Origin of the sequence: Roseateles sp., assembly GCF_965262435.1 — a bacterium.
GTDB lineage: Bacteria > Pseudomonadota > Gammaproteobacteria > Burkholderiales > Burkholderiaceae_C > Paucibacter_A.
The window spans coordinates 5,629,483-5,654,071 of sequence record NZ_OZ253537.1 but is presented as its reverse complement, the minus strand read 5'-3'; the positions used below and the strand labels follow the sequence as shown (position 1 = coordinate 5,654,071).

General features: G+C 64.6%; 23 protein-coding genes and 2 riboswitches. Of the genes, 13 read left to right on the top strand and 10 right to left on the bottom strand.

Annotated elements, in window-relative coordinates; genetic code table 11:
- Positions 1–267: 267 nt before the first annotated feature.
- The 3 genes from ACQY39_RS24290 to ACQY39_RS24280 all read right to left on the bottom strand — a co-directional run bounded on the left by ACQY39_RS24290 (position 268) and on the right by ACQY39_RS24280 (position 4,589).
- Entirely contained in the window at positions 268–882 is a 615-nt protein-coding gene (locus ACQY39_RS24290; protein ID WP_428510662.1) for a hypothetical protein, read from the bottom strand.
- 130 nt (positions 883–1,012) lie between these two features.
- Positions 1,013–3,109, bottom strand: a complete 2,097-nt coding sequence (gene fusA, locus ACQY39_RS24285; RefSeq protein WP_428510660.1) for an elongation factor G — start codon at positions 3,107–3,109, stop codon at positions 1,013–1,015.
- A 172-nt stretch (positions 3,110–3,281) separates the two neighbouring features.
- The gene (locus tag ACQY39_RS24280; RefSeq protein ID WP_428510658.1) at positions 3,282–4,589 is read right to left on the bottom strand and encodes a D-amino acid dehydrogenase; all 1,308 of its coding nucleotides are present in this window, start codon (positions 4,587–4,589) and stop codon (positions 3,282–3,284) included.
- Between the two features lie 168 nt (positions 4,590–4,757).
- Positions 4,758–4,876: riboswitch (glycine riboswitch) on the bottom strand.
- 1 nt (position 4,877) lies between these two features.
- Positions 4,878–4,970: riboswitch (glycine riboswitch) on the bottom strand.
- A gap of 139 nt (positions 4,971–5,109) precedes the next feature.
- Between ACQY39_RS24280 and ACQY39_RS24275 the strand changes: the two genes are divergently transcribed.
- Complete coding sequence (locus tag ACQY39_RS24275; RefSeq protein WP_428510656.1) at positions 5,110–6,531, top strand: M28 family metallopeptidase; 1,422 nt, start codon at positions 5,110–5,112, stop codon at positions 6,529–6,531.
- Positions 6,532–6,538: 7 nt separating this feature from the next.
- Here ACQY39_RS24275 and ACQY39_RS24270 read toward each other — a convergent pair whose 3' ends face one another.
- The 5 genes from ACQY39_RS24270 to ACQY39_RS24250 all read right to left on the bottom strand — a co-directional run bounded on the left by ACQY39_RS24270 (position 6,539) and on the right by ACQY39_RS24250 (position 13,607).
- Positions 6,539–6,967 (bottom strand): CreA family protein, encoded by a 429-nt coding sequence (locus ACQY39_RS24270; protein WP_428510942.1) that lies wholly within the window; start codon positions 6,965–6,967, stop codon positions 6,539–6,541.
- Between the two features lie 152 nt (positions 6,968–7,119).
- Positions 7,120–9,870, bottom strand: a complete 2,751-nt coding sequence (locus ACQY39_RS24265; protein ID WP_428510654.1) for an HD domain-containing phosphohydrolase — start codon at positions 9,868–9,870, stop codon at positions 7,120–7,122.
- Between the two features lie 140 nt (positions 9,871–10,010).
- On the bottom strand, positions 10,011–10,754 hold the full coding sequence (locus tag ACQY39_RS24260) for an ABC transporter ATP-binding protein (protein WP_428510652.1): 744 nt from the start codon (positions 10,752–10,754) through the stop codon (positions 10,011–10,013).
- A gap of 25 nt (positions 10,755–10,779) precedes the next feature.
- A complete protein-coding gene (locus tag ACQY39_RS24255; RefSeq protein WP_428510650.1) occupies positions 10,780–12,564 on the bottom strand; it encodes an ABC transporter permease subunit in 1,785 nt (594 codons plus the stop codon).
- A 5-nt stretch (positions 12,565–12,569) separates the two neighbouring features.
- Positions 12,570–13,607: a branched-chain amino acid ABC transporter permease gene (locus ACQY39_RS24250; protein WP_428510648.1), complete on the bottom strand. Its 1,038-nt coding sequence runs from the start codon at positions 13,605–13,607 to the stop codon at positions 12,570–12,572.
- A 170-nt stretch (positions 13,608–13,777) separates the two neighbouring features.
- Here ACQY39_RS24250 and ACQY39_RS24245 point away from each other — a divergent pair, with 170 nt between their 5' ends.
- Positions 13,778–14,536, top strand: coding sequence for an enoyl-CoA hydratase/isomerase family protein (locus ACQY39_RS24245; protein WP_428510646.1), 759 nt, complete (start codon positions 13,778–13,780; stop codon positions 14,534–14,536).
- A 221-nt stretch (positions 14,537–14,757) separates the two neighbouring features.
- A complete protein-coding gene (locus ACQY39_RS24240) occupies positions 14,758–14,994 on the top strand; it encodes a hypothetical protein (RefSeq protein WP_102766008.1) in 237 nt (78 codons plus the stop codon).
- A 37-nt stretch (positions 14,995–15,031) separates the two neighbouring features.
- On the opposite strand, the gene ACQY39_RS24235 is transcribed toward ACQY39_RS24240, so the two are convergent.
- Complete coding sequence (locus ACQY39_RS24235; RefSeq protein ID WP_263520974.1) at positions 15,032–15,595, bottom strand: thymidine kinase; 564 nt, start codon at positions 15,593–15,595, stop codon at positions 15,032–15,034.
- 248 nt (positions 15,596–15,843) lie between these two features.
- Here ACQY39_RS24235 and ACQY39_RS24230 point away from each other — a divergent pair, with 248 nt between their 5' ends.
- Complete coding sequence (locus ACQY39_RS24230) at positions 15,844–16,056, top strand: hypothetical protein (RefSeq protein WP_263520972.1); 213 nt, start codon at positions 15,844–15,846, stop codon at positions 16,054–16,056.
- On the opposite strand, the gene ACQY39_RS24225 is transcribed toward ACQY39_RS24230, so the two are convergent.
- On the bottom strand, positions 16,047–16,520 hold the full coding sequence (locus ACQY39_RS24225; RefSeq protein WP_428510643.1) for a PIN domain-containing protein: 474 nt from the start codon (positions 16,518–16,520) through the stop codon (positions 16,047–16,049). The genes ACQY39_RS24230 and ACQY39_RS24225 overlap by 10 nt on opposite strands.
- A 375-nt stretch (positions 16,521–16,895) precedes the next feature.
- Between ACQY39_RS24225 and rpsL the strand changes: the two genes are divergently transcribed.
- The 9 genes from rpsL (at position 16,896) to rplB (ending at position 24,582) form a co-directional block, all read left to right on the top strand.
- Entirely contained in the window at positions 16,896–17,270 is a 375-nt protein-coding gene (gene rpsL / locus ACQY39_RS24220) for a 30S ribosomal protein S12 (RefSeq protein ID WP_102766011.1), read from the top strand.
- A 167-nt stretch (positions 17,271–17,437) separates the two neighbouring features.
- Positions 17,438–17,908 (top strand): 30S ribosomal protein S7, encoded by a 471-nt coding sequence (rpsG, locus tag ACQY39_RS24215; protein ID WP_102766012.1) that lies wholly within the window; start codon positions 17,438–17,440, stop codon positions 17,906–17,908.
- A gap of 70 nt (positions 17,909–17,978) precedes the next feature.
- On the top strand, positions 17,979–20,081 hold the full coding sequence (fusA, locus tag ACQY39_RS24210) for an elongation factor G (RefSeq protein WP_263521009.1): 2,103 nt from the start codon (positions 17,979–17,981) through the stop codon (positions 20,079–20,081).
- A gap of 158 nt (positions 20,082–20,239) precedes the next feature.
- On the top strand, positions 20,240–21,430 hold the full coding sequence (tuf, locus tag ACQY39_RS24205) for an elongation factor Tu (RefSeq protein WP_428502918.1): 1,191 nt from the start codon (positions 20,240–20,242) through the stop codon (positions 21,428–21,430).
- Positions 21,431–21,537: 107 nt separating this feature from the next.
- Entirely contained in the window at positions 21,538–21,849 is a 312-nt protein-coding gene (gene rpsJ, locus ACQY39_RS24200; RefSeq protein WP_102766015.1) for a 30S ribosomal protein S10, read from the top strand.
- A gap of 306 nt (positions 21,850–22,155) precedes the next feature.
- Positions 22,156–22,827 carry a 50S ribosomal protein L3 gene (gene rplC / locus ACQY39_RS24195; protein WP_263521060.1) on the top strand — a complete coding sequence of 224 codons (672 nt, stop codon included), beginning with the start codon at positions 22,156–22,158 and terminating at the stop codon, positions 22,825–22,827.
- The gene (gene rplD / locus ACQY39_RS24190; protein WP_102766017.1) at positions 22,827–23,447 is read left to right on the top strand and encodes a 50S ribosomal protein L4; all 621 of its coding nucleotides are present in this window, start codon (positions 22,827–22,829) and stop codon (positions 23,445–23,447) included. Before rplC ends, rplD begins: the two co-directional genes overlap by 1 nt.
- Positions 23,444–23,758 carry a 50S ribosomal protein L23 gene (gene rplW / locus ACQY39_RS24185; protein ID WP_263521054.1) on the top strand — a complete coding sequence of 105 codons (315 nt, stop codon included), beginning with the start codon at positions 23,444–23,446 and terminating at the stop codon, positions 23,756–23,758. Before rplD ends, rplW begins: the two co-directional genes overlap by 4 nt.
- Positions 23,758–24,582, top strand: coding sequence for a 50S ribosomal protein L2 (gene rplB / locus ACQY39_RS24180; RefSeq protein ID WP_428510639.1), 825 nt, complete (start codon positions 23,758–23,760; stop codon positions 24,580–24,582). The genes rplW and rplB overlap by 1 nt, the downstream gene beginning before the upstream one ends.
- Positions 24,583–24,589: the final 7 nt, after the last annotated feature.

Here is a 24,589-nt window from a genome sequence, read left to right as displayed (position 1 = left end):
TGCGGCTCGGTGGTACCGAGTCGCGTTGGGCACTGAGCCGGCGCAACGCAGGGCAGCAGGGCGGACAAGGCGCATCGCGAACGATGTGCGAAGCCAGACTCCGGCGCTAGCGAGGGCGGGCAGCTCCCGGTAAAGACGTGGGGAGGAGGGACTTCACGGCTGGCTTGCGCCGGCCGCTTGAGCAAATGATAAACGAACGTTTATCAAGTGCATATACTTTTTATCAAAAGAGATAAAGAATTGTGCGCAGACCGTGTCGGCGTCGCATCACCGGGACTTTTTCGGTTTCAAGGGGGCAATGCCTTGCTGCAGGCGTCGCCATTCGTCAAGCTCGGCGGCACCGCCGCCCGCGGCTTGGGGGCGAACGGCAGGCGCCGGCGGCAGTACCGGCAGCGGTGCTGCCTTGCCAGGGCCGGTGGCGGCCTGCTTGCCAGCCGCTGTCGCTTCCTGGGGCGGGGTCAGGACTTCGCCGAGCAAGTCCAGCAAACGCGTGCGGGCGCGCTGCGGGTGACGCCGGTAATAGGTCAAAACCAAGCCAACGATGAAGCGCTCGTCGTCGTCTTGCGGCACGCTGGGCGTGGCGTCACGTTCCGCGGCGGCCGGCTCAGGCGCGCCAAAGGCGTGGTTTTGGTCCATCCAGCCGGCGGGTTTGTGGAACAACTGCTCGAACTGGCGCGCCAGACGCTCGCCGATCTGGCGCGAGCGGCTCTTGATCTGGCTCCAATAGCTGGGCTGGATCTGCAAGCGCTCAGCAAAGCGCCGCTCCAGGCCGCGCAAGGTGGCTGGGTCGGGGTGCTTGATGGAGGCGGCGACGAATTCTTCGAACAGGCGCATCGCGTTGTCCAAGCGGATCTGGGCGACGTCCCGGGGGGCGGATGACATCCCTCTATGATAAAGCCTCGTTCATCCGACTCTCTGAGGCGGGCAGTCTGCTGCGCTTGCCCGCGCGGCATTTGCCGCAGCTTTTTTTACCTCTTGATAAAGAGTCGATGCCTTTCGGCCACTTGAGGCCTCAGTCTTCTTCCTGCGCCTGATAGGCAGCGATCAATTGGCTCTGGGTGTGGGGCGGCACCGCTTCATAGTGCGAGAGCTGCACGCTGTAGCGCCCCTGGCCGCTGCTCAGGGCGTTGAGCCGGCTCTGGTACTGGCTCAGCTCGGCCAGCGGTGCCAGGCCGCGCACGATGCTGCGGCCGGGCAAGGGGCTGTCGGTGCCGTTGACCTGGCCGCGCCGGGCGGCGAGATCGCCGGTGATGTCACCGATCGCGGCTTCCGGGGCATTGACTTCCAGATGCACCATGGGTTCCAGCACCAGAGGCCGCGCTTCCTGGACTGCGGCGATCAGGGCGCGCCGGCCGGCGGTGACAAAGGCCACCTCCTTGCTGTCCACCGAATGGTGCTTGCCGTCGAACACCGTCACGCGCAGGTCCACCAGCGGGTAGCCGGCCACGACGCCGGTGTCCAGGGCCGAGCGCACGCCTTTCTCCACGGCCGGCATGAACTGCCCCGGGATGGTGCCGCCCTTGACCGCGTCGACGAACTCAAAGCCAGCGCCGCGCGCCAGCGGCTCCACGCGCAGATAGACCTCGCCGAACTGGCCGGCGCCGCCGCTCTGCTTCTTGTGGCGGTAGTGCCCTTCGGCCGCGGCCGAGATGGTCTCGCGGTAGGCCACGCGGGGCGGCTGGGTGTGCAGCTCGAACTTGTAGCTTTCACGCAGGCGCTCCAGCAGCAGGCGCAGGTGCAGCTCACCCAGGCCGTAGATCACGGTCTCCTGCGTTTGGCCGGCCTGGTCCAGGCGCAGGCAGGGGTCCTCTTCGACCAGGCGGCTCAGCTGTTCCCAGAGCTTTTGCTCGTCTCCATGGCGCACCGGGCGGATGGCCAGGCCATGCACGGGCACGGGGAAGTCCAGCGGGCGCAGATGGATGTGGGCATCCTCGGGCGCGTCGTGCAGCACGACGTCGTAGTGCAGGTCGTCGACCTTGGCGATGGCGCAGAGCTCACCCGGCAGGGCCTGCTCCACCTCGACATGCCGGCCACCCTGCAGCAGGAAGAGGTGGCCGACGCGGAAAGGCTTGCGCGCCGAGCCGATGAAGAGCTGGCTGTGGCGGCGCAGCGTGCCCTGGTGCACGCGCATCACGCCCATCTTGCCGAGGTAGGGGTCGGAGATGATCTTGAACACATGGGCCAGCACATGGGCGCTGGGCTCGGGCAGGGCTTGCAGGGGCAGGGCCTCGGGGCCCTCGCCGCGCAGGAACAGGGGCGGGTTGCCCTCGGCCGGGTTGGGCAGCAGGCGCTCGATCACATCAAGCAACTCGGCCACGCCGGCGCCGCTGCGCGCCGAGGTGAAGCAGACCGGGATCAGGTGCCCCTCACGCAAGGCCTGCTCCAGCGGCACGTGAAGCTCGCGCGGGTCGACATCGCCTTCGCTGAGATAACGATCCACAAACGCGGCATCCACCTCCACCACCTGCTCGACCAAAGCCTGGTGCGCCTGGCCCACCGAGGAAAAATCGGCCTGGCCGATGATGTTGTAGAAACAGTCCAGCACGCGCCGCCCGCCTTCGGCCGGCAGGTTCAGCGGCAGGCATTCACGCCCGAACACTGTGCGGATCTGCGCCAGCAGGTCCGGCAGGTCGAGCTCGGCCAGATCGATCTTGTTGATCACGATCAGCCGGCGCAGCCCGCGCTGGGCGGCGGTCTCCATCATCTTGCTGGCCATGGGCTCCAGGCCACTTTGCGCGTTGAGCACCAGCACCGCCGTGTCCACCGCCTCCAGCGCCGGCAGGGACTGGCCGATGAAATCGGCCGCCCCGGGCGTGTCGATCGCATGGATGCGCACGCCGCCATGCTCCAGGTGCACCACGCTGCTGTGCAGGGAATGTTGGAGGCGGCGCTCCAGCGGATCGAAATCGCTGACGGTGTTGCCGCGCTCCACCGTGCCGGCTTGGGCGATGGCGCCGGCCTGCAGCAGCAAGGCCTCCAGCAAGCTGGTCTTGCCCGCCGCCGCGGGGCCGACCAGGGCCAGGCTGCGCAAGGTAGCGACCGCAGGCGACAGGGGCGCGCCGGTGGAGGATGGGGCGCGGCTGGCGTCGCCGTTCGGGCTCTGGCTCATGGCAGTCTCCTTGACTCTCCGGCGCCCCGGCGTTTGTGGGGGGGCGCGGTGATGGATGCGTGCGCTGTGCCGGGCTCTGACGCTGCGGAAGTGTCCGCTCGGCTCTGGCCTCAGGGTAGAGGAAGGCCGGCCGGCTTACAAGGCCCGCGCCGGCGGGCCTGGGCCGGTTCGCTCAAGTGGCGGCTTGCGCCCGGCCGGCCCAGGAATCGACCTCAGGCCCGCAGAAGGCGTAGTCCAGCTCGGGCCGGCGGCCGCAGATCAGGTCCGCCAGGGCCGCGGCCGAGCCGCAGCTGTGCGTCCAGCCCAAGGTGCCGTGGCCGGTGTTGAGGAAGAGGCGGCCAACGCGGCTGGCGCCGATGTAGGGCAGGTTGGAGGGCGTGGCGGGGCGCAGGCCGGTCCAGTACTGGGCGCCGCTGGGCTGGCCTTCGGGCGACACCATCTGCGGGAACAGCTCGCGCGTGCGCCGCAGCAAGGCCTCGCAGCGGCGCAGATTGAGCGTGCTGTCGTAGCCATTGAGCTCGGCCGTGCCGGCCACGCGCAGGCGATCGCCCAGGCGCGAGAACACCAGCTTGTACTCGTCGTCGGTCAGCGAGACCTGGTAGCTGTGTGCGGGCGAGATCACCGGCAGCGTCATCGAGTAGCCCTTGGCCGGGTAGATGTTGAGCGACACGCCCAGCTCGCGCGCCAGGCCGCGGCTGAAGGAGCCGAGGCAGAGCACAAAGCGGTCGGCGCCCAGGCGCTCGATTTCGCCGTTCGCATCGGCCACGATCACCCGCGCCAGATCCTGGCCCTCGCGCTCGAAGCCCAGCACCCGGGTCTGGTAGCGGAACTTCACCCCGGCCTGCGCGGCCAGGGCGGCCAGTGCCTGGGTGAAGCGATGGGCGTCACCCGACTCGTCGCTGGGCGTCATGCTGCCGCCGACGATCTGCGCGCGGCATTGCGCCAGCGCCGGCTCGATGGCCACGCATTCCTCGGGCGTTTTCATGTCCAGTTCGCAGCCTTGCTCGCGCATGATGCGGGCCGGCTCCTGCGCAGCGGCGTACTCCTGCTCGCTGGTGTAGAAGTGCAGGATGCCTTGCTGGCGCTGGTCGTAGGCGATGCCGGTGGCGGCGCGCAGGCGCTGCAGCTGCTCGCGGCTGTAGAGGCCGAGGTTGACGATGTTGCGGATGTTATGGGCGGTGCGGCCCGGTGTGCATTCGCGCAGGAACTGCAGACCCCAGCGCCACTGGGCCGGGTCAGCGCGCAGGCGGAAGAGCAGGGGCGCGTCCTCCTTCATCAGCCATTTCAAGACCTTGAGCGGCGCGCCTGGGTTGGCCCAGGGCTCGGCATGCGAGACGGAAATCTGGCCGCCGTTGGCATAGCTGGTTTCCAGGCCGGCCGCGGGCTGGCGGTCGATCACGGTGACTTCAAAACCCGATTGGCGCAGATACCAGGCGGTGGTGACGCCGGTGACTCCGGCGCCCAGGACGATTGCGTGCATGTGTGCACTCCTGAAACAAGACAAACAGACCGTTGAGTGAGACGCGCAGGCGTGCGCTCAGGCCCAGCGCGGGCTGTGTTTCGTTCCAGGCAGGTGAGGCACCCCAGGGTGGGGCGCGAGCCGGGCAGAGCACAGATCGGGCAATGGCAGAGCGTGCGCTAGACGCGCGCCGCTCCCGCTGTCCCTGTTACCTGAGAGATTCAGCCGCGCCCCGGGGGCATGGCCTTGCTCCTTCGGTGGCGGCTCGCACATCGTCTGCGCGGGCCGCTCTCTCCAGCATTCGGCTTGTTGACGGATCCAGTACGGGGCCTGAGCGAGTATGGGAGCTTGCGCCTTCGGCGGCAGGGCCCGGGTGGGCCTGCACTCTCCTGAATCCGGTGCGCAGTGTAGGTGGCCGATGTGGCCCTGGCTCTAGGGGCAAATGCCGGGGGGGCTTTGTCGCGCTTGCCGAGCGGCGCTGGCGCAAAGCTCGCAGAATCAGGGCCTTCGTTTTTGGGGCCAGGATGACTGGTTGATGTGCATGCGTGCTTGGATCTTGGGAGCGGCCCTGGGCGGCGTGATGATGATGGGTGCGGTCGCTCAACCGGCGCCGCTGGACCCGCGGGTCCAGCAGATCCTGGCCGAGATCTCGGCGCCGCGCATCGAGCAGCGCATCCGTCGCCTCGTCGATTTCGGCACCCGCCACACCTTGTCCGAGACCGAATCGGAGCAGCGCGGCATCGGCGCCGCGCGGCGCTGGATCCAGGCCGAGCTGGAGCAGTGCGCGCGACGCAGCGGCGGCCGCCTGCAGGTGAGCCTGGACAGCTTTGTCGAGCCCGCCGGCAACCGCATGCCGCGCCCGGCCACCTTGGTCAATGTGGTGGCCACCTTGCCCGGCACCGCGCCGGCGGCGGCCCAGCGCCTGCTGGTGGTCAGCGGCCACTACGACTCGCGCAACGGCGATGTGATGGATGCCGAGGGCGCCTCGCCCGGTGCCAACGACGACGCCTCGGGCGTGGCCGCGGTGATGGAGCTGGCCTGCGCCATGGCCGGCCACCGCTTTCCAGCGACCCTGGTCTTCATGGCCGTGCCGGGTGAAGAGCAGGGTCTGCTGGGCGCCACCCACTGGGCGCGCGAGGCGCGGCGCCAGGGCTTGCCCATCGAGGCCATGATCACCAACGACATCATCGGCAGCCCGCGCGGCGATGCCGGCCAGGTGGACGAGCGCCAGCTGCGCCTGTTTGCCGACGGCCTGGACCCGCTGCTGCGCATGCTGGTGGCCGCCCGCGCCAACACGCCCACGCCCGATGCCGAGGCGCGCGCCAACGAGGCCGCGCGTGAAGCGCTGCAGCAGCTGGTGCTGGCCGGGGGCAGCGAAGACCTGCCCACCCACCAGCTGGGCCGCCATCTGAAAGCCGCCGGCGAGCGCTACCTGCCTGGCTTCACCGTCAACTTGATCCAGCGCCGTGACCGCTATCTGCGCGGCGGCGACCACCTGCCCTTCCTCGAACGCGGCTATGCCGCGGTGCGCTTCTCCGAGCCCTTCGAGAACTTTGCGCACCAGCACCAGAACCTGCGCGAGGAGAACGGCGTGCGCTACGGCGACCTGCCCGAGTTCGTCGATTTCGCCTACGTGGCCAATGTCGCCCGCATCAATGCCGCCGGCCTGGCGACGCTGGCGCTGGCGCCCGCCGCGCCGCAGAACGTGCGCCTGGACGCCACCGAGCTCAGCAACGACAGCACCCTCAGCTGGACCCTGGCGCCCGAATCCGAGGTGGCCGGCTACCGCATCGTCTGGCGCCATACCGACTCGGCCGTTTGGCAGCATCATCAGGACCTGGGCCGGGTCGCCCGCCACACGCTCAAGAACCTGTCCAAAGACAATGTGGTGTTCGGCGTGCAGGCCCTGTCGAAAGACGGCCATGCCAGCCTGGCGGCGTTTCCCTTGCCGCTGCGGCGCTGACCGGTTCTTACTTCAGCGGAATCGGCGTGGCCCGGTCCACTGGCACGGCGGTCACGCTGTTCTGCGGCGAGCCGTCGATCAGACGGTCGGAATAGGTCAGGTAGACCAGGGTGTTGCGGCGGCTGTCGACCATGCGGACGATGCGCAGCTTTTTGAACACCAGAGAAATGCGCTCGTTGAACACCTCCTCCTGCCGCGCCAGGGGCTTGGCGAAGCTGATCGGCCCGGTCTGGCGGCAGGCGATCGAGGCCTCGGCCTTGTCCTCGGCCAAGCCCAGGCCGCCCTTGATGCCGCCGGTTTTGGCGCGTGACACATAGCAGGTGACGCCCGCGACCTTGGGGTCCTCGTGCGCGTCGACGACCACCTTGTGGTCGGGCCCGATCAGCTTGAAGGCGGTGTCGACCTCGCCGACGGGCTCGGCATGGGCGCCGCCCATCAGACCGAGGCTGAGGGCCAGGCGCAGTGGCCACGCGATCCGCCGGGTCGCGCGAGGGGTGGGTCGATCGAATGCTGGGCGCGAGTTCAAGCGGGGCAACATGGCATCTCCTGGGTGGAGCCGACAGGTTAGCAGGCCCCGCAGTTGAGGGCTCAGTCTTCGTCCTGGAAGCGCTGGCGGATGTCCAGCACCTCGTCCCAGCGCTCAAAGAAGACACGCACGCAATCGGGGTCGAAGTGGCTGCCGGCATGGGCCTGGATGTGTGCCGCAGCGGCCTCCAGCGTCCAGGCTTTTTTGTAGGGGCGCTCGGAGGTCAGGGCATCGAAGACATCAGCCACAGCAACGATGCGACTGAAGATGGGGATGGCCTCGCCTTTGAGGCCCTGCGGGTAGCCCGTGCCGTCGTACTTCTCGTGGTGGCCCAGGGCGATGGCGGCGCCAGCCTGCAGCACCAGGGAGGAGCTGTCTTTGAGGATCTCGTAGCCATAGCTGGCGTGCAGCTTCATCACCTCGAACTCTTCCGGCGTCAGGCGGCCGGGCTTGAGCAAGATGCTGTCGGTGATGCCGACCTTGCCGATGTCGTGCATGGGCGCGGCTTCCAGCAGCAGCTCTTGATCGGCCACGGGCAGGCCCAGGGCGCGCGCGATCAGCTCGGAGTAATGCGCCATACGCAGGATGTGGGCGCCGGTTTCGGGGTCGCGGTACTCGGCTGCCTTGGACAGGCGGATCACGGTTTCGCGCTCGCGCTGGACGATCTGGTTGGTGGCCTTGCGCACTTCCTCCGCCAGCCACTCGGCGCGGTCGGCCAGCTTGGCGCGGGCTTCGTTCAGGGCCTCCAGCGCGGCGTTCGCCTGCTGGCGCGCGGTCTCGGCCGCGGCATAGGCGCCGGCGTTGTCCAGGGCGATGGCGGCATAAGCGGCCAGGGTGCGAAAGATGGACTGCTCGCGTTCGCCGTAGGCATGGCTGTCGACCGCCTGCACCGCCATGACCCCGAGCAGTCGGTCTCCGATCAGCAGCGGGCTGAACATCATGCTTTGGGTTTCCAGCGGGCCCATCAGGTGTTCGGGTGGGTTGTTACGGGCTGCCATCGGATAGAACAGTTCGCAGCGCTCGCGGGCGCAGCGTGCGGTCAGCGACTGAGGGTCATGCAGCGAGATCAGCGGTGAGGGGAAATGATGGCGCGCCTCATTGATGAAGGCGGCCTTGAGCGCGTGCCCCCCGGGCTCCAGCAAGTAAACAAAGAACGAGGTCGTGTCCAGCAACTGGCCGAGGTGGCGGTAGAGCGCGGCAAACACCGCGTCGGTGTTGAGGCTTCCAGTGATCTCGCGGCCGACGCGCCCGAGGGTCTCCAGCGTGGCGCTGGCCTCCTGTAGTTGCGCGGCGCGCTGGCTTTCGGCCTGGGCCAGGCGGTGGTGGTACTCGGCCTCGGCACGGGCCAGGGCACTCTCCTGACGCACCTGCATGGCCATGGCGCGGTTGCGCGCATCGTCCAGGCGCTTGTTGTCGCGCGCGGCTGCGGCAGCCTGCCCATAATTTCGAGCCTGTGCGGCGTCGCCAGCCGCCGCGTAGGCGTTGGCGACTTCGTCGAGCAAATCACTGGGCAGGATGTAGCCCTTGATGCCATTGGCAATCTGCAGGGCCTGCAGCAGGAAGTGCAGGCTCGCACTCGGCGCTCGCTGACCCTCGGGGGCGGGTAGGGCATGTTGCTGGTAGAGCTCTGCGAAGACGCGCAGCACCTTGATCTGCTCATCACCGCTGCCCAGCTCGCGTGCGCGCAGCAAGGCGGAAGAAATTTTGCTCAGCGCTTGTTCGGGCTCGCCCAGACGGCCCAAGGCGCTGGCTTGGCCCCGCCAGCAGCGCAGCAGGTAAAAGAGCTCCCCCAGACTGGCGGCAATCGTCTCGGCATGCAAAAAGCAATCGAGTGCTGCGGCCGGTTCACCCATGTCCAGGGCCACATCGCCTTGGTACTGCAGGGCCAGGCTGTAGCGGCTGGCCCCTTGCAGCTCGCGCATGGACTCGAGAGCCTCGTTGAGGATGGCGTGTGCCTCGGGCAAGCGCCCGAGCAGGCGCAACACATTGCCGGTTTGCATTTGTGCGCTGCCCAGCGTGCCCGGCCAGCCGCTGGTTTGCGCCTGGGCGAGGGCCAGCTCATCCCACTCCAGGGCGGCGTCGAGGTCACCGAGCGAGGCAAAGTTGTCGGCCGCATTGCTGACCGAAAAGATGGCGTGGCGAATCTGGCCGCTTTCCAAGGCGCAATGGTGGGCTTGCAGGAAATGCTTGATGGCCTGGCCCAACTCGCCGGTGAAGGTGGCCACCAGGGCGCTGGCGCTGCTGACCCAGGCTTGCGCCGAGGCGGGCAGGGGTTGGTCTGGGTCGAACTGTTGCTGCAGACGGGCGGCCGTGCCCGGCGCGTCACGCCATGACGCATGGCTCAGCTGCATGGCCCGGATGATCTGCAGGCGCGTGCTGTCGCCGGCCGCACGGAAGTCGTCTTGCGCTTGATTGAGGCAGGCATCGCGGCCTGTGCTGTCACCGCGCTCCGTGCACAGCGCCGCACGCAAAATCTGGCCGTCACCGCAGCCCACCCGGTCGCCCAGCTGCGCGAAATTCTCGACCGCCGCTTCAGCGTATTGTTCGCCGGCATCGAGCTGGGCAAACAACCACGCCACCTCACCGAGCACCAGGAGCAGGCGTGCATGGCAGGCTTGGCGACGGCCTTCATTCCAGGCCACTTGCGTCAGCAGTTCTTCGGCTTCGTTGACCAGCAGCAGGGCTCGTTTGCAGTCGCGCTGGCGCAAGTGCCAGGCCAGGGCCGGGATGACGCTCAGTCGGTCCGTACCGTGCAGTGTGCTCAGCCTAGTTTCGAGGTCGATGACTTCAGGGTCGAGAGCAAACAGTTCCATGGCGGGCAAATGGGACTCCCTCGGCAGGAGTGCAGGTCTTGGGTCGGCTGCCAGTATCTGCTTGAAGCTCGTTGCCGGTGTCATGCTCGGGGCTGATTCGTCAAGTATTGCAGGTAGGTGCGTTTTTCTTCGCCGCCGGCTCAGCCGGCCGGCTTGCGTGCGCTTCCCAGATAGGTTTCGGCCACGCGTCCGTCGCCGGCCAGGGAGACCGCCGGTCCTTGCAAGGCGATGGCACCCGTCTCCAACACATAACCGTAATCGGCCACGTCCAGCGCTGCGCGGGCGTTCTGCTCCACCAGCAGCACGCTGACACCGCGCTCGCGCAAGGTGGTCACGATGCGGAAGATCTCTTTCACCACCAGCGGCGCCAGGCCCAGGCTGGGCTCGTCCAGCATCAGCACCTTGGGCCGGGCCATCAGGGCGCGGCCCACGGCCAGCATCTGGCGCTCGCCGCCGGACAGCGTGCCAGCCAGCTGCGCGCGCCTCTCCAGCAGACGCGGGAACAGCTCGAACACCTGGGGCAGCTGCTCGCGCCAGTCGCGCTGGCCGAGGCGCAGCGGCCGGTAGCCGCCCAGCAGCAGGTTGTCTTCCACGCTCATGGTGGTGAAGAGCTCGCGCTTTTCCGGCACCAGAGCCAGACCACGCATCACGCGTTCTTCCAGGCTCAGGCTGGCGATGTCCTCGCCGTCCAGCAGGATGCGGCCGCGCGCGGGCAGCACGCCCATCAAGGCGTTCAAGGTGGTGCTCTTGCCGGCGCCGTTGGGGCCGATGACCGTGACCACCTGGCCGGCCGGCAGGTCCAGATCGAGGCCGCTGAGCACCTCGGCGCGGCCGTAGCCGGCGTGCAGGCTGCGCACGCTCAGCAAGGGTGTGGGGGAACTCATAAGTTCAGCGTCCTGGCAGAGGCATTCAATGTTCGGTGCCGAGGTATGCGGCGCGCACCTCGGGGCTGGCCTGCACTTCGGCCGGCGTGCCTTCGATCAGCTTGGTGCCGAACTCCATCACCACCAGGCGGTCGGTCAAGCCCATCACGAACTCCATGTCGTGCTCGACCAGCAGCACGCTCAGGCCCTCGCGCTGCAGCTGCCGCAGAACCTCGGCCAGGGCCTGCTTTTCCTTGTGGCGCAGGCCGGCGGCGGGCTCGTCCAGCAGCAGCAGGGCGGGGTCGCTGCACAGGGCGCGGGCGATCTCCATCAGGCGTTGCGGGCCCAGGGCCAGATTGCCGGCCAGCTCATGCGCTTGCTCGGCCATGCCGATGCGGCGCAGCTGCAGCTCGGCCTCGCGGAACAGGCGCTGCTCCTCGGCGCGGTCCAGGCGCAGTAGAGCGCGCAGCGTGCCGCTGTGGCCGCGCAGGTAGGCGCCCAGGGCCACGTTCTCCAGCACGGTCATCTCGGCCATCATCTTGACGTGCTGGAAGGTGCGCGACACGCCGCGCCGGGCGATCTCGCGCGAGGGCAGGCCGGACACGTCCTCGCCGCGGAAATGCACCGCGCCGCCGCTGGCCGGCAGCACGCCGGTGATGAGGTTGAAGGTGGTGGATTTGCCGGCGCCGTTGGGGCCGATCAGGCCGATGATCTCGCCGGCCCGGATGCCAAAACTGACATCGTTCACGGCCACCAAGCCGCCGAATTGCTTGCGCAGACGCTCGACCTGCAAGAGCGGCTCGCCCGCCTGCGGCTTGGCGCGTTGCGGCAGGGGCGCGGCCTGGCTCCAATCTTGCGCTCGGCCCGGGCTGGGCCACCAGCGCTGCAGCAGCTGTTGGGCATAGGGCCAGAGTCCGCGCGGCGCATGCTGAAGCACCAGCACCAGCACGATGCCCAGCACGATGATCTCGAAATTGCCATTGCTGCCGAGCAGGGCGGGCAGCAGCTCCTTCAGCTCGTCTTCCACCAGCTTGAACACGCCGGCGCCGACAAAGGCGCCCCAGACGCTGGACACGCCGCCGACCACGGCCATGAACAGGTACTCGATGCCCATCTTCAGGCCGAAGGGGCTGGGGTTGACCGTGCGCTGCACATGGGCGAACAGCCAGCCCGAGGTGGAGGCCAGCAGGGCCGCCAGCACGAAGATGATGACCTTGTAGCGGAAGGTGGACACGCCCATGGCCTCGGCCATGGTGACGCCGCCGTTGAGCGCGCGGATGGCGCGGCCGGGTCGCGAGTCCAGCAGATTGCGCACCGCCAGCGCGGCCAGCAGGGCGATGCCCCAGATCAGGCCGTAGATGGCGCGGCCGTCTTGCAGGCTGATGCCGAAGAGCTGCAGAGCCGGCAGGCCCAGAATGCCGTCGTACTTGCCCAACAGCTCGAGGTTGGCCATGCTGAAGTTGAGGCTCAGCGCCCAGGCGATGGTCGCCAGGGGCAGGTAGTGGCCCGACATGCGCAGCGTCAGCAGGGCCAGCAACCAGGCCACACCTCCGGTCAGCAGCCAGCCGGCCAACAGGCCCAGCCAGGGCGAAAGGCCGAACTGGGTGCTCAGCACCGCCGTGCTGTAGGCGCCCAGGCCCACAAACGCGGCTTGGCCGAAAGAGGTCAGGCCGCCCACACCGGTCAGCAGCACCAGGCCCAGGCTGACCAGGGCGAACATGCCGATGTAGTTGAGCTGGGTGATCCAGAACTCGGGCACCGGCAGCAAGGGTAGGGAGAAGAGCAGGGCCAGGCCGAGCGCTGCGGGCAGGGTTTGTCGATTCAGGCGCATCGTCGTCAATGCTCGTCTTGGTGCGGGTTGCGCAGGGAGCGCCACAGCAGTACCGGCAGGATAGAGGTGAAGACGATCACCTCCTTGAATGCGCTGGCCCAGAAGGAACTGAAGGACTCCAGCAGTCCCACCAGCACCGCGCCCAGCGCCGCGCCGGGGTAGCTGGCCAGGCCGGCGAAGACGGCGGCGACGAAGCCTTTCAGGCCGATCAGAAAGCCGCTGTCGTAAAAAATTGTCGTGGTCGGGCTGATCAGCACGCCCGAGAGCGCGCCAATGAAGGCTGCCATGGCCAGGGACAGGCGCCCTGCCGAGTTGCTGGAGATGCCCATCAGTCGGGCGCCCAGGCGGTTCACCGCCGTGGCTCGCAAGGCCTTGCCATAAAGGCTGCGCTCGAAGAACAGCCAGAGCAGCACGATCAGAGCCAGCGAGGCCAGCAGGATGATCACCGTCTGCCCGGCAATGAAGAGCGGTCCGAGGGTGAAGCTGCTGTCCCAGAAGCTGGGGTTGCGTGAACCCTCGGCGCCAAAGAACAGCAAGCCCAGTCCGGTCAGGCTGAAATGCACGCCCACAGACACGATCAGCAGCACCAGCACCGAGGCATCGGCCAGGGGCTGGTAGGCGAGGCGGTAGAGCAGGGGACCCATGGGCGTGACGATGGCCAGGGTCAGCAGCACCTGCAGCAGCAGGGGCAGTTGCAAGGGTGCCGCCCACCAGGCGAGAGCACCCAGGGCTACGGGCCATGCAGCCGCTTTGGCCACTCGGATCAGCAGCGCGGCGGTCGCCTCACCCGCACGCCAGCCGGCCCAAAGGTCCAACAGCGCCACCAGAGCCGCCAAGCTCAGCAAAAACACCACAGTGCCGGGGCGCTGGCCTTGCTGCAGCGCGGCCAAGGTGAGCGCTCCGAAGGCCACGAACTCACCTTGCGGAATGAAGATCACCCGGGTCACGGTGAACACCAGCACGGTGGCCAGTGCCAGCAGGGCGTAGATGGCGCCGTTGCTTAGGCCGTCGAGCATCAGGATGCTGGCAATCGATAGATCCATGGAGTGCTTGGTTCGGTGCTCGCGGCAGGGCGCTGGAGCCCCGACTCTAATCAAGCCCTGCAGGCCCGCAGCTCGGGGCAGGGCCGCATTGACAAACGCGCACGCTGAAGCAGGTGTGAGAGTCAGCCGCTAGACTGGTCCGTTTCGACCTCCTTGTCACTGTCCTTGTCATGCCCGGCCTTGCCCCTCTGCTAGAAATCGACGGCCATTTGGCCCGCATCACGCTGCGTCGGCCGCGCTTGGCCAATCGGCTGGAGCCTAGTGATCTGCAGTGTTTGCAGCAGCAGTTGCAGCTGGTGAACGAACGCCCGGAGCTGCGCGTGCTGCTGCTGCGCGGTGAGGGACGGCATTTCTGCAGCGGCTTCAATATCGGCGCAGTGCCGGGGCTCAATGCGGGCGCCCTGTTTGAGCAACTCAGCGATGCCTGGGAGAACGCCCGGCCGGTGACCGTGGCGCAGATCCAGGGCGGGGTCTACGGCGGTGCCACCGACCTGGCGTTGGCCTGCGACTTCCGCCTCGGCCAGCCCGCCTGCGAAATGTTCGTGCCGGCGGCCCGGCTGGGTCTGCATTTCTATCGCGGTGGCATGGAGCGCTACGTCACTCGCCTGGGGCTGCCCTGGGCCAAAAAGGTGTTGCTGGCTGGCGCCACACTCGATGCGCAGGGGATGCTGCGCAGTGGCTTTCTCGACCAGCTGCTGCCCGACGCAGCGGCGCTTGAGTCTGCGACTGAAGCCTTGGTGGCTCAGCTGCTGGCCATGGCGCCGCTGGCGCTGTTGGGCATGAAAAAACACTTGAATGCCATCGCGCGCGACAGGCTAGACCCGATGGCTCTGCAAGCGGATGTGGCCGAAGCCAATGCGTCGGAGGATCTGGCCGAGGGTGTGGCAGCCTGGCAGGAGCGCCGGGAACCTCGTTTTCAGGGCCGTTGAGTGGCCTGAAAACGCATCGTGGCGGGGGCATTCACGCAGCGGTCAACGCTGCTCTAGGGGAATCCCCTCCCTCTGTGTCCGGGGCCGTCTGAGTGCTACCGTGCCGGATTGGCCTCCAGATAGTGGAAAATAGAGGGGTTGGCTCAGGTGGCCGGCTGCTTCGGAGACGGAGTCATCGGCCCACCCTGGCAAGCTCCCACTAACTCACTATCAGGACCGACGTGGCCAAGGACAGTACTAAAACGACCATCGAAGCCGATGGTCTGCGTTACCGCTCTAAAGCACCAGGTTCGCCGTTTGCGGCGACCTCTTCCTTTGGTGCCGCAACCATGTCGTGCTTTTTGTGCGGCAAGCACCGCCCGCGCGCGATGCTGAAATCCAAGAAGCTCTTGGGCAAGTCGCAGCCGGTCTGCGCACCGTCGTGCAAGGAACTCGACGAACAACTCAGCAAGGGCTGAGCCGGGCGCGAAAGCGCCTTCTAGCCGGTGCGCTGCTTCAGACCTGCTGTCTGAAGCAGCGTCCGCACACTGCCCGATAGCGGGCGTTGCCGCCAATCTCCACTTGATTGCCTTCGGTGACCTTGCGGTTGTTGGCGTCCACACGCATATTCATCGTCGCCTTGCGGCCGCAGTTGCAGATGGTCTTCATCTCATCCATCTCGTCCGCCAAAGCCAGTAAGGTGGCAGAGCCAGGGAACAGTTCGCCCTGGAAATCGGTACGCAAGCCGTAGCAAATCACCGGCACATTGCGTACGTGCGCCAGTTCATGCAGCGCCCAGACCTGGGGCTTGAGCAGAAACTGCGCCTCGTCGATCAAGACGCATGACACCTCAGGCAGTTGCAGCGCCATCGCCAAGAAATCAGTTTCCGGACCGAAGACCTCGGCCTCGCGTTGCGGACCCAGCCGTGAGGTGATGGTGCCGCGCCCGTATCGATCGTCGAGCTGTGCGGTGAAGAGCCGCACGCCGTGGCCGCGTTCCTCGTAGTTGTGTGCCACTTGCAGCAGGGCGGTTGATTTGCCTGCATTCATGGCTGCGTAGCGAAAAAACAGTTTGGCCATATCAGAGGCTGGAGCGGCAAAAGTGGTGGAAAGTCAGCCCGGGAGGGCGGATTGGCGCGACCAGCGCCCGCATATGAGGGGGTGGGCCCCTCGGCGAGCGCGATTGTGACAAAACCTGGGGCAAGCGAGGTAGTCAAAGCCGCTCCGAGCCGCCTACTATGGTCTAGAGGGCAGAGGAAAGTAGTCCAGCACATCCAGGCCTAGGCGCCCCTCGCGCTGACGGTCGGCACCGTGAACCCGCGACAACAATGAGCAAAGACACCTACACCAGCGTCAGTGACAACGGTCTGCGTTACGAGTCCAAACTGGGCGGCTCGCCCTTCCTGGGTAGCGGCCACACCCGCTCCTGCTTCAAGTGCGGCAAACACCGCACTCCCAACAATTTGCAGTCCAAGCGCGTCCTCGGTCGCACCGAAGTCGTGTGCAAGCCGGCTTGCGCCAAGCCCAAAGATCAGGCTTGAGGGGCGGGCTCCGCGGCGGAGGGCAACTGCCAGGAGTCGGGGCTCATGATGACGAGCCCCTGAGCGCGGGCGCGTTTGGCCAGGGCCAGCACGGCCCGGTCACGTGAAAACAACCATTGGGCGCCTTGGGAAATCGCCAGATCGATGAACTTTTGATCGTCTGGATCCCGGCAAATCAGGCGCACGGCCGGTGGGCTGGCTGCCTCAATCATGTGGCACAAGCGCGCGAAATGGTCTTCGATCCAAACGAGGTCGGGTTCAAAGGCGGCGGCAACGCCGCGCGCGAGCACGTGGCGCAGTTCATCGAGCATGGCGGGCTGGCCGATCCAGCGCAGCTGCCCATGGCTGACCGCCGCCGTCAGCGCGCTGACGCGTGCGTCGCGAAAAACCAGCCAGTCCATCACCACTTGCGTGTCGATGACGGCTTGGAGTGGCCGCGCGTCTGAATTCGGATCTCGAAGCATCAAGGTTTCAATGGAGTGAGCGGGTCAAATCGCGGCCTGAGCTCAGCGGACCCTGGCTGAGTATGCGTGCCTGTGCGCCACGTCGCGCGCCGCAGCATAGCTGCTCGAGAGCCTCGCGCTTGTGCCACTTCGGCAATGTGTTCTACAATCGTGGGCTCTTCAGCAGGCCTTGCTGAGAATTTTCCATGGATTCACGGAAAACTGTCGACGGTGTTTTGTCCTGTCGGCCGCTTCATTCTTGAGTCTTTGTGAAGGTTTCAGGCGTGTGTCGTATCCCGCGTAGGTGCCGGGTGCGCAGCGTCAGCCGGTCAAGGTTTGCGCTCATCCTGAGTGATGCTGCTGAAGTGTGTGACTTCAAACGGGAACAAGTTACTTATGCCAACCATCAATCAGCTCGTGCGCCACGGCCGTCAGGCCGAGGTCACGAAATCCAAGTCGCCGGCAATGCAGAATTGCCCGCAGCGCCGCGGCGTTTGCACCCGCGTGTACACCACGACTCCGAAGAAGCCTAACTCGGCTCTGCGTAAGGTTGCCAAGGTGCGCCTGACCAACGGCTTCGAGGTCATCTCCTACATCGGCGGTGAAGGCCACAACCTGCAAGAGCACAGCGTGGTGCTGGTGCGCGGCGGTCGTGTCAAGGACTTGCCGGGTGTGCGTTACCACATCGTGCGCGGTTCGCTGGACTTGCAAGGCGTGAAAGACCGCAAGCAGTCGCGTTCCAAGTACGGCGCGAAGCGTCCCAAGAAGTAATCAAAGAGTCATGTCGGCCCGGCATATTGCTGGCGCTAGACGTTTTTGCGGTTTCTGCCATTCCCCTGTTTGGCAATGACCGAGTAAGTGGATGCCCCCAGAAGTCGGTGGTCATCCGAAGGTGCAGGGCATTTGCCCGTACCCACTGAAGCAAGAGGAAGAATCCCATGCCACGTCGTCGCGAAGTACCCAAGCGCGAGATCCTGCCTGATCCCAAGTTCGGCAATGTTGATCTGTCCAAGTTCATGAACGTCATCATGGAATCGGGCAAGAAGGCCGTTGCAGAGCGCATCATCTACGGTGCCCTGGAACAAGTCGAAAAGAAGGTTGGCAAGGACCCGCTGGAAGTGTTCCTGGTCGCCTTGAATAACGTCAAGCCGATGGTCGAAGTGAAGTCCCGCCGCGTTGGCGGTGCGAACTACCAAGTTCCCGTGGAAGTTCGTCCCGTCCGCCGGATGGCTCTGGCCATGCGTTGGTTGAAGGAATCGGCCCGCAAGCGTGGTGAAAAATCCATGTCGCAGCGTCTGGCCAATGAGTTGCTGGAAGCAGCTGAAGGCCGTGGCGGCGCCATGAAGAAGCGTGACGAAGTTCACCGCATGGCAGAAGCCAACAAGGCCTTCTCGCACTTCCGCTTCTAAACTAGTTCGATTCAGCCGCCCCGGGTTTCTACTGACCCGTTGGCGGCTCCTGCCTTTCTGGAGTGACATCATGGCACGCAAGACCCCCATCGAGCGCTACCGCAATATCGGTATCTCGGCGCACATCGACGCTGGCAAGACCACGACGACCGAGCGGATCCTCTTCTACACCGGTGTGAACCACAAGATCGGTGAAGTGCATGATGGCGCCGCCACCATGGACTGGATGGAGCAAGAGCAAGAGCGCGGCATCACGATCACATCGGCTGCCACGACCTGCTTCTGGAAGGGCATGGACGCTTCGCGCGCCGAGCACCGCATCAACATCATCGACACCCCCGGACACGTGGACTTCACCATTGAAGTCGAGCGCTCGATGCGCGTGTTGGACGGCGCCTGCATGGTGTACTGCGCCGTGGGCGGCGTGCAGCCGCAGTCGGAAACCGTCTGGCGCCAAGCCAACAAGTACAAGGTGCCTCGTCTGGCCTTCGTCAACAAGATGGACCGCACGGGCGCGAACTTCTACAAGGTCTATGACCAGATGAAGACTCGCCTGAAGGCCAATCCTGTGCCGGTGGTGCTGCCGATTGGTGCAGAAGAAAACTTCAAGGGCGTGATCGACCTGACCGTCATGAAGGCCATCTACTGGGACGAAGCGTCCCAAGGCATGAAGTTCGACTACCGCGACATCCCCGCTGAAATGCAGGCTGACGCCCAGAAATGGCGCGACAACCTGGTGGAAGCCGCCGCCGAGTCGAACGAAGACATGATGAACAAGTACCTGGAAACCGGTGAACTCAGCGACGCTGAGATCATGCAGGGCATCCGTGCACGTACTTTGGCTGCCGAAATCCAGCCGATGTTCTGCGGTACCGCATTCAAGAACAAGGGCGTGCAGCGCATGCTGGACGGCGTGATCGACTTCATGCCTTCGCCGATCGACGTCCCGCCAGTTCCTGGTACCGACGAAGACGACCAGCCTGCAACCCGTGAAGCTTCGGACAGCGCCAAGTTCTCGGCTCTGGCCTTCAAGCTGATGACCGACCCGTATGTTGGTCAGCTGACCTTCGTGCGCGTCTATTCGGGCGTGCTGAAGTCGGGCGACTCGGTGTTCAACCCGATTCGCGGCAAGAAGGAGCGTATCGGTCGTATTCTGCAGATGCACGCCAACCAGCGTGAAGAAATCTCGGAGATTCTGGCCGGTGACATCGCAGCTTGCGTGGGCCTGAAGGACGTGACGACCGGCGAAACGCTGTGCGATCCGGAATCGATCATCACCTTGGAAAAGATGGTGTTCCCGGAGCCGGTGATTTCGCAGGCTGTTGAGCCGAAGACCAAGGCCGACCAGGAAAAGATGGGTATCGCCCTGGGCCGTCTGGCCAAGGAAGATCCGTCTTTCCGTCTGCGTACCGATGAAGAATCGGGTCAGACCATCATTTCCGGCATGGGCGAGCTCCACCTGGAAATTATTGTCGACCGCATGAAGCGCGAATTCGGCGTCGAAGCCAACGTCGGCAAGCCGCAAGTGGCCTACCGCGAAACCATCCGCAAGTCGGCCACCGACGTGGAAGGCAAGTTCGTGCGTCAGTCGGGCGGTAAGGGTCAGTATGGCCACGTCGTGCTGACGGTCGAACCGCAAGAAGCAGGCAAGGGCTTCGAGTTCGTCGACGCCATCAAGGGCGGTGTGGTTCCTCGCGAATTCATCCCCGCCGTGGAAAAGGGCATCATCGACAGTCTGCCGAATGGCGTGCTGGCCGGTTTCCCGGTCGTGGACGTGAAGGTCACGCTGACTTTCGGTTCGTACCACGAAGTGGACTCGAACGAAAACGCCTTCAAGATGGCCGCTTCGATGGGCTTCAAGGACGGCTGCCGCAAGGCTTCGCCGGTGATCCTGGAGCCGATGATGGCCGTGGAAGTCGAGACGCCTGAAGACTACGCCGGTAACGTGATGGGCGATCTGTCCAGCCGCCGCGGCATGGTTCAGGGCATGGACGACATGGTCGGTGGCGGCAAGGTCATCAAGGCCGAAGTTCCGCTGTCGGAAATGTTCGGCTACTCGACGACCCTGCGCTCGGCCACACAAGGCCGCGCCACGTACACCATGGAGTTCAAGCACTACAGCGAAGCTCCGAAGAACGTGGCTGACGCCATCATCACCGCACGCGGTAAGTGATGCACCTGAAGCGCTGAATCCAGGCTGGATTCGGCGCTTCTCCTCATTCGAGAACGTCTTCGTCAAGTGCTGCCTGGTTGCCAGTCGCCGGGATTGAATGCCTTGACGGAAACGCTAAACCCTGAGACTGGCGACCTGTTCTTTTTGGAGCAATTGCAATGGCAAAGAGTAAATTTGAACGCACCAAGCCGCACGTCAACGTCGGCACCATCGGTCACGTGGACCATGGCAAGACGACCCTGACGGCTGCGATCGCAACCGTGCTGTCGAAGAAGTTCGGCGGCGAGGCCAAGGCCTACGACCAGATCGACGCTGCACCTGAAGAAAAGGCACGCGGCATCACGATCAATACCGCCCACGTTGAGTACGAAACGGCCAACCGCCACTACGCTCACGTTGACTGCCCCGGCCACGCTGACTATGTGAAGAACATGATCACCGGCGCCGCACAGATGGACGGCGCGATCCTGGTGTGCTCGGCCGCTGACGGCCCGATGCCCCAGACCCGCGAGCACATCCTGCTGGCTCGCCAAGTGGGCGTGAAGTACATCATCGTGTTCCTGAACAAGTGCGACATGGTGGATGACGCCGAGCTGCTGGAGCTGGTGGAAATGGAAGTGCGCGAGCTGCTGTCCAAGTACGACTTCCCCGGCGACGACACCCCCATCATCAAGGGTTCGGCCAAGCTGGCTCTGGAAGGCGACACGGGCGATCTGGGCGAGCAAGCCATCATGCGCTTGGCTGATGCCCTGGACACCTACATCCCCCAGCCTGAGCGTGCCGTGGACGGCGCCTTCCTGCTGCCGGTGGAAGACGTGTTCTCGATCTCGGGTCGTGGCACCGTGGTGACCGGTCGCGTTGAGCGCGGCATCATCAAGGTCGGCGAAGAAATCGAAATCGTCGGTATCCGCGACGTGCAGAAGACCACCGTGACTGGCGTGGAAATGTTCCGCAAGCTGCTGGACCAAGGTCAAGCTGGCGACAACGTCGGTATCCTGCTGCGCGGCACCAAGCGCGAAGACGTCGAGCGCGGCCAAGTGCTGAGCAAGCCGGGTTCGATCAAGCCGCACACGCACTTCACTGCTGAAGTCTATGTGCTGAGCAAGGAAGAAGGCGGCCGTCACACTCCGTTCTTCAACAACTACCGTCCCCAGTTCTACTTCCGTACGACTGACGTGACCGGTGCTGTTGAGCTGCCCGCGGACAAGGAAATGGTCATGCCTGGCGACAACGTCGGCATCACCGTGAAGCTGATCGCTCCGATCGCCATGGAAACCGGTCTGCGCTTCGCTATCCGCGAAGGTGGCCGTACCGTGGGTTCGGGTGTGGTTGCCACCATCCTGGCCTAACACTTTTGCGTGACCAGTCCGCTAGGCTGCTTTCGGCAGCCAAGCGGGCTTCACCTACTTCGCGGTACTCAAGTGATTGAGTCCGCACGCTCTTTGAAGGAATCGTCATGCAAAAGCAAAAGATCCGCATCCGCCTGAAGGCGTTTGACTACAAGCTGATCGACCAATCGGCTGCCGAGATCGTGGAAACCGCCAAGCGCACTGGCGCGATCGTCAAGGGCCCCGTGCCCCTGCCGACACGCTTCGAGCGTTTCGACATCCTGCGTTCGCCGCACGTCAACAAGTCTTCGCGCGACCAGTTCGAAATCCGTACCCACCAACGTCTGATGGACATCGTGGACCCGACGGACAAGACTGTTGATGCACTGATGAAGCTCGACCTGCCTGCCGGCGTCGACGTTGAAATCAAGCTGCAGTGATCATTTGAGTGCCAGAGTTGCCGTGAGGCGGCGCCAGGCACTTGAGCCGATCTAAGAAGAGGGCGATTCGAAAGGGTCGCCCTTTTTCTATGGTGAGTCCAGCTGGCCTTGCGCATTCCTCAGGGTTCACGCTATACTCGCCAGCTTTTCCGCGGTGGAATTTTCCGGCGCGGAATTTGGCGCATCGTGTCCGGCAGGGCCTTCTCAAGAGGTTTTGTGCGTACGGTGCACTGGTCAGCCCGGCCAATCGATGTCGGGTGTATGTAAATGGCTTCCAGGGTCAACCTGTGGGGCTGGAGAAAAACCATGAGTCTAAGCAATCGTCTCGGATTGCTGGGCCGCAAGGTGGGCATGATGCGCATCTTCACGGACGACGGCGATGCCGTTCCTGTGACGGTGCTGGATGTGTCCAACAACCGCGTGTCCCAGATCAAGACCGTAGAGACCGACGGCTACACCGCCATTCAAGTGGTGTTCGGTGAGCGCAAAGCATCGCGCGTTACCAAGCCGGAAGCCGGCCACCTTGCCAAGGCAGGTGTGGAAGCCGGTCGTGTCATGAGCGAATTCCGTGTTGCCGCCGAAGTGGCTGCCGAATACAAGCCGGGCGCGCAAGTGCCGGTCTCGCTGTTCGCAGCGGGTCAACTGGTGGACGTGCAAGGCACATCCATCGGTAAGGGCTTTGAGGGCACCATCAAGCGCCACAACTTCAGCTCGCAGCGTGCCTCGCACGGTAACAGCCGCTCGCACAATGTTCCTGGTTCCATCTCGATGGCGCAGGATCCGGGCCGCGTGTTCCCGGGCAAGAAGATGTCGGGTCACCTGGGTGACGTGACGGTGAGCGTGCAGAACCTGGACATCGTGCGCGTTGACGAAGCTCGTCAACTGCTGCTGGTCCGCGGTGCTGTGCCGGGTTCGAAGAATGGCCACGTTGTCGTTCGCCCCGCCGTCAAGGTCAAGCTCAAGAAGGGAGCCATCTGATGCAGCTCGAGCTCCTGAATGAGCAAGGTCAGGCCACCGCCAAGGTGGACGCTCCTGATACGCTGTTTGCTCGCGATTACAACGAAGCCCTGGTGCACCAGGTGGTCGTGGCCTTCCAGGCCAACGCTCGCCAAGGCACTCGCGCCCAGAAGGACCGCGAACAAGTCAAGCACTCGACCAAGAAGCCGTTCCGTCAAAAGGGAACTGGTCGCGCACGTGCTGGTATGACGTCTTCGCCGCTGTGGCGCGGGGGCGGTCGGATTTTCCCGAACATGCCCGACGAAAACTTCACCCACAAGCTGAACAAGAAGATGTATCGCGCCGGTATGGCCGCCATCTTGTCGCAGCTGGCCCGTGAAGGTCGTCTGGCCGTGATCGATTCGATCACGCTGGAAGCTCCCAAGACCAAGCTGTTGGCCGCCAAGTTCAAGGCCATGGGCCTGGAATCAGTGATGCTGATCGCTGATCAGATGGACGACAACCTGCTGCTCGCTTCGCGCAACCTGGCCAATGTGCTGGTGTGCGAGCCGCGCTACGCGGATCCGCTGTCGCTGGTCTTCTACAAGAAGGTGCTGGTGACCAAGGCCGCTATGGAGCAACTCCAGGAGATGCTGGCATGAGCGCCCCTAAGTATTCTGAAGGCCGTCTGGCCTCAGTGCTGCTCGCTCCCATCGTGTCCGAAAAGGCCACGGCGGTTGCTGAAAAGCACAACCAAGTGTTGTTCAAGGTGCTGCGCGACGCCACCAAGCCGGAAATCAAGGCCGCTGTTGAACTGATGTTCAAGGTCGAGGTTGAGGCCGTGAACGTTGTCAACGTCAAGGGCAAGGTCAAGAAGTTCGGTCGTTCGATCGGCCGTCGTGACCACGTCAAGAAGGCTTATGTTTCGCTGAAGGCGGGCCAAGAGCTCAACTTCTCCGGGGAGGCTGCGTAATGGCCGTCGTTAAAGTCAAGCCAACCTCGCCCGGCCGCCGTGCCGTCGTGAAGGTGGTGCATTCGCACCTGCACAAGGGCGCTCCGGAAGCTTCGCTGCTGGAACCGCAAAAGCAAAATGCTGGCCGTAACAACAACGGTCACATCACGATTCGCCACAAGGGCGGTGGTCATAAGCACCACTACCGTGTGGTCGACTTCAAGCGCAACAAGGACGGCATTCCCGCGAAGGTTGAGCGCATTGAGTACGACCCGAACCGTACGGCCCACATCGCTCTGGTGTGCTATGCCGACGGCGAGCGTCGTTACATCATCGCTCCGCGTGGTCTGGAAGTGGGTTCGACAGTTTTGAGCGGCGCGGAAGCCCCGATCAAGGCCGGTAACACCCTGCCTATCCGCAACATCCCCGTGGGTTCCACCATCCATTGCGTCGAAATGCTGCCCGGTAAGGGTGCGCAAATCGCTCGCTCGGCTGGCGTGTCCGTGGTGCTGATGGCTCGCGAAGGCGTCTACGCCCAGCTGCGTCTGCGCTCGGGTGAAGTTCGTCGCATCCACATCGACTGCCGCGCCACGATTGGCGAAGTGTCCAACGAAGAGCATCAGCTGCGCCAGTACGGCAAGGCCGGCGCGATCCGCTGGAAGGGCATCCGACCGACCGTTCGTGGTACCGCCATGAACCCGGTGGATCACCCGCACGGTGGTGGTGAAGGTCGTACCGGTGAAGGCCAGGCGCCTGTGTCGCCGTGGAACACCCTCACGAAGGGCTTCCGCACTCGTAACAACAAGCGCACGCAGACGTTCATCGTTTCGCGTCGCAAGAAGTAAAGGGTAG

What these genes read in the sequence shown, in the direction of transcription:
- ACQY39_RS24290 (WP_428510662.1), bottom strand. Translation starts at nt 882, where the DNA reads ATGTCATCCGCCCCCCGGGACGTCGCCCAGATCCGCTTGGACAACGCG.
- fusA (WP_428510660.1), bottom strand. Translation starts at nt 3,109, where the DNA reads ATGAGCCAGAGCCCGAACGGCGACGCCAGCCGCGCCCCATCCTCCACC.
- ACQY39_RS24280 (WP_428510658.1), bottom strand. Translation starts at nt 4,589, where the DNA reads ATGCACGCAATCGTCCTGGGCGCCGGAGTCACCGGCGTCACCACCGCC.
- ACQY39_RS24275 (WP_428510656.1), top strand. Translation starts at nt 5,110, where the DNA reads ATGCGTGCTTGGATCTTGGGAGCGGCCCTGGGCGGCGTGATGATGATG.
- ACQY39_RS24270 (WP_428510942.1), bottom strand. Translation starts at nt 6,967, where the DNA reads ATGGGCGGCGCCCATGCCGAGCCCGTCGGCGAGGTCGACACCGCCTTC.
- ACQY39_RS24265 (WP_428510654.1), bottom strand. Translation starts at nt 9,870, where the DNA reads ATGGAACTGTTTGCTCTCGACCCTGAAGTCATCGACCTCGAAACTAGG.
- ACQY39_RS24260 (WP_428510652.1), bottom strand. Translation starts at nt 10,754, where the DNA reads ATGAGTTCCCCCACACCCTTGCTGAGCGTGCGCAGCCTGCACGCCGGC.
- ACQY39_RS24255 (WP_428510650.1), bottom strand. Translation starts at nt 12,564, where the DNA reads ATGCGCCTGAATCGACAAACCCTGCCCGCAGCGCTCGGCCTGGCCCTG.
- ACQY39_RS24250 (WP_428510648.1), bottom strand. Translation starts at nt 13,607, where the DNA reads ATGGATCTATCGATTGCCAGCATCCTGATGCTCGACGGCCTAAGCAAC.
- ACQY39_RS24245 (WP_428510646.1), top strand. Translation starts at nt 13,778, where the DNA reads ATGCCCGGCCTTGCCCCTCTGCTAGAAATCGACGGCCATTTGGCCCGC.
- ACQY39_RS24235 (WP_263520974.1), bottom strand. Translation starts at nt 15,595, where the DNA reads ATGGCCAAACTGTTTTTTCGCTACGCAGCCATGAATGCAGGCAAATCA.
- ACQY39_RS24230 (WP_263520972.1), top strand. Translation starts at nt 15,844, where the DNA reads ATGAGCAAAGACACCTACACCAGCGTCAGTGACAACGGTCTGCGTTAC.
- ACQY39_RS24225 (WP_428510643.1), bottom strand. Translation starts at nt 16,520, where the DNA reads ATGCTTCGAGATCCGAATTCAGACGCGCGGCCACTCCAAGCCGTCATC.
- rpsL (WP_102766011.1), top strand. Translation starts at nt 16,896, where the DNA reads ATGCCAACCATCAATCAGCTCGTGCGCCACGGCCGTCAGGCCGAGGTC.
- rpsG (WP_102766012.1), top strand. Translation starts at nt 17,438, where the DNA reads ATGCCACGTCGTCGCGAAGTACCCAAGCGCGAGATCCTGCCTGATCCC.
- fusA (WP_263521009.1), top strand. Translation starts at nt 17,979, where the DNA reads ATGGCACGCAAGACCCCCATCGAGCGCTACCGCAATATCGGTATCTCG.
- tuf (WP_428502918.1), top strand. Translation starts at nt 20,240, where the DNA reads ATGGCAAAGAGTAAATTTGAACGCACCAAGCCGCACGTCAACGTCGGC.
- rpsJ (WP_102766015.1), top strand. Translation starts at nt 21,538, where the DNA reads ATGCAAAAGCAAAAGATCCGCATCCGCCTGAAGGCGTTTGACTACAAG.
- rplC (WP_263521060.1), top strand. Translation starts at nt 22,156, where the DNA reads ATGAGTCTAAGCAATCGTCTCGGATTGCTGGGCCGCAAGGTGGGCATG.
- rplD (WP_102766017.1), top strand. Translation starts at nt 22,827, where the DNA reads ATGCAGCTCGAGCTCCTGAATGAGCAAGGTCAGGCCACCGCCAAGGTG.
- rplW (WP_263521054.1), top strand. Translation starts at nt 23,444, where the DNA reads ATGAGCGCCCCTAAGTATTCTGAAGGCCGTCTGGCCTCAGTGCTGCTC.
- rplB (WP_428510639.1), top strand. Translation starts at nt 23,758, where the DNA reads ATGGCCGTCGTTAAAGTCAAGCCAACCTCGCCCGGCCGCCGTGCCGTC.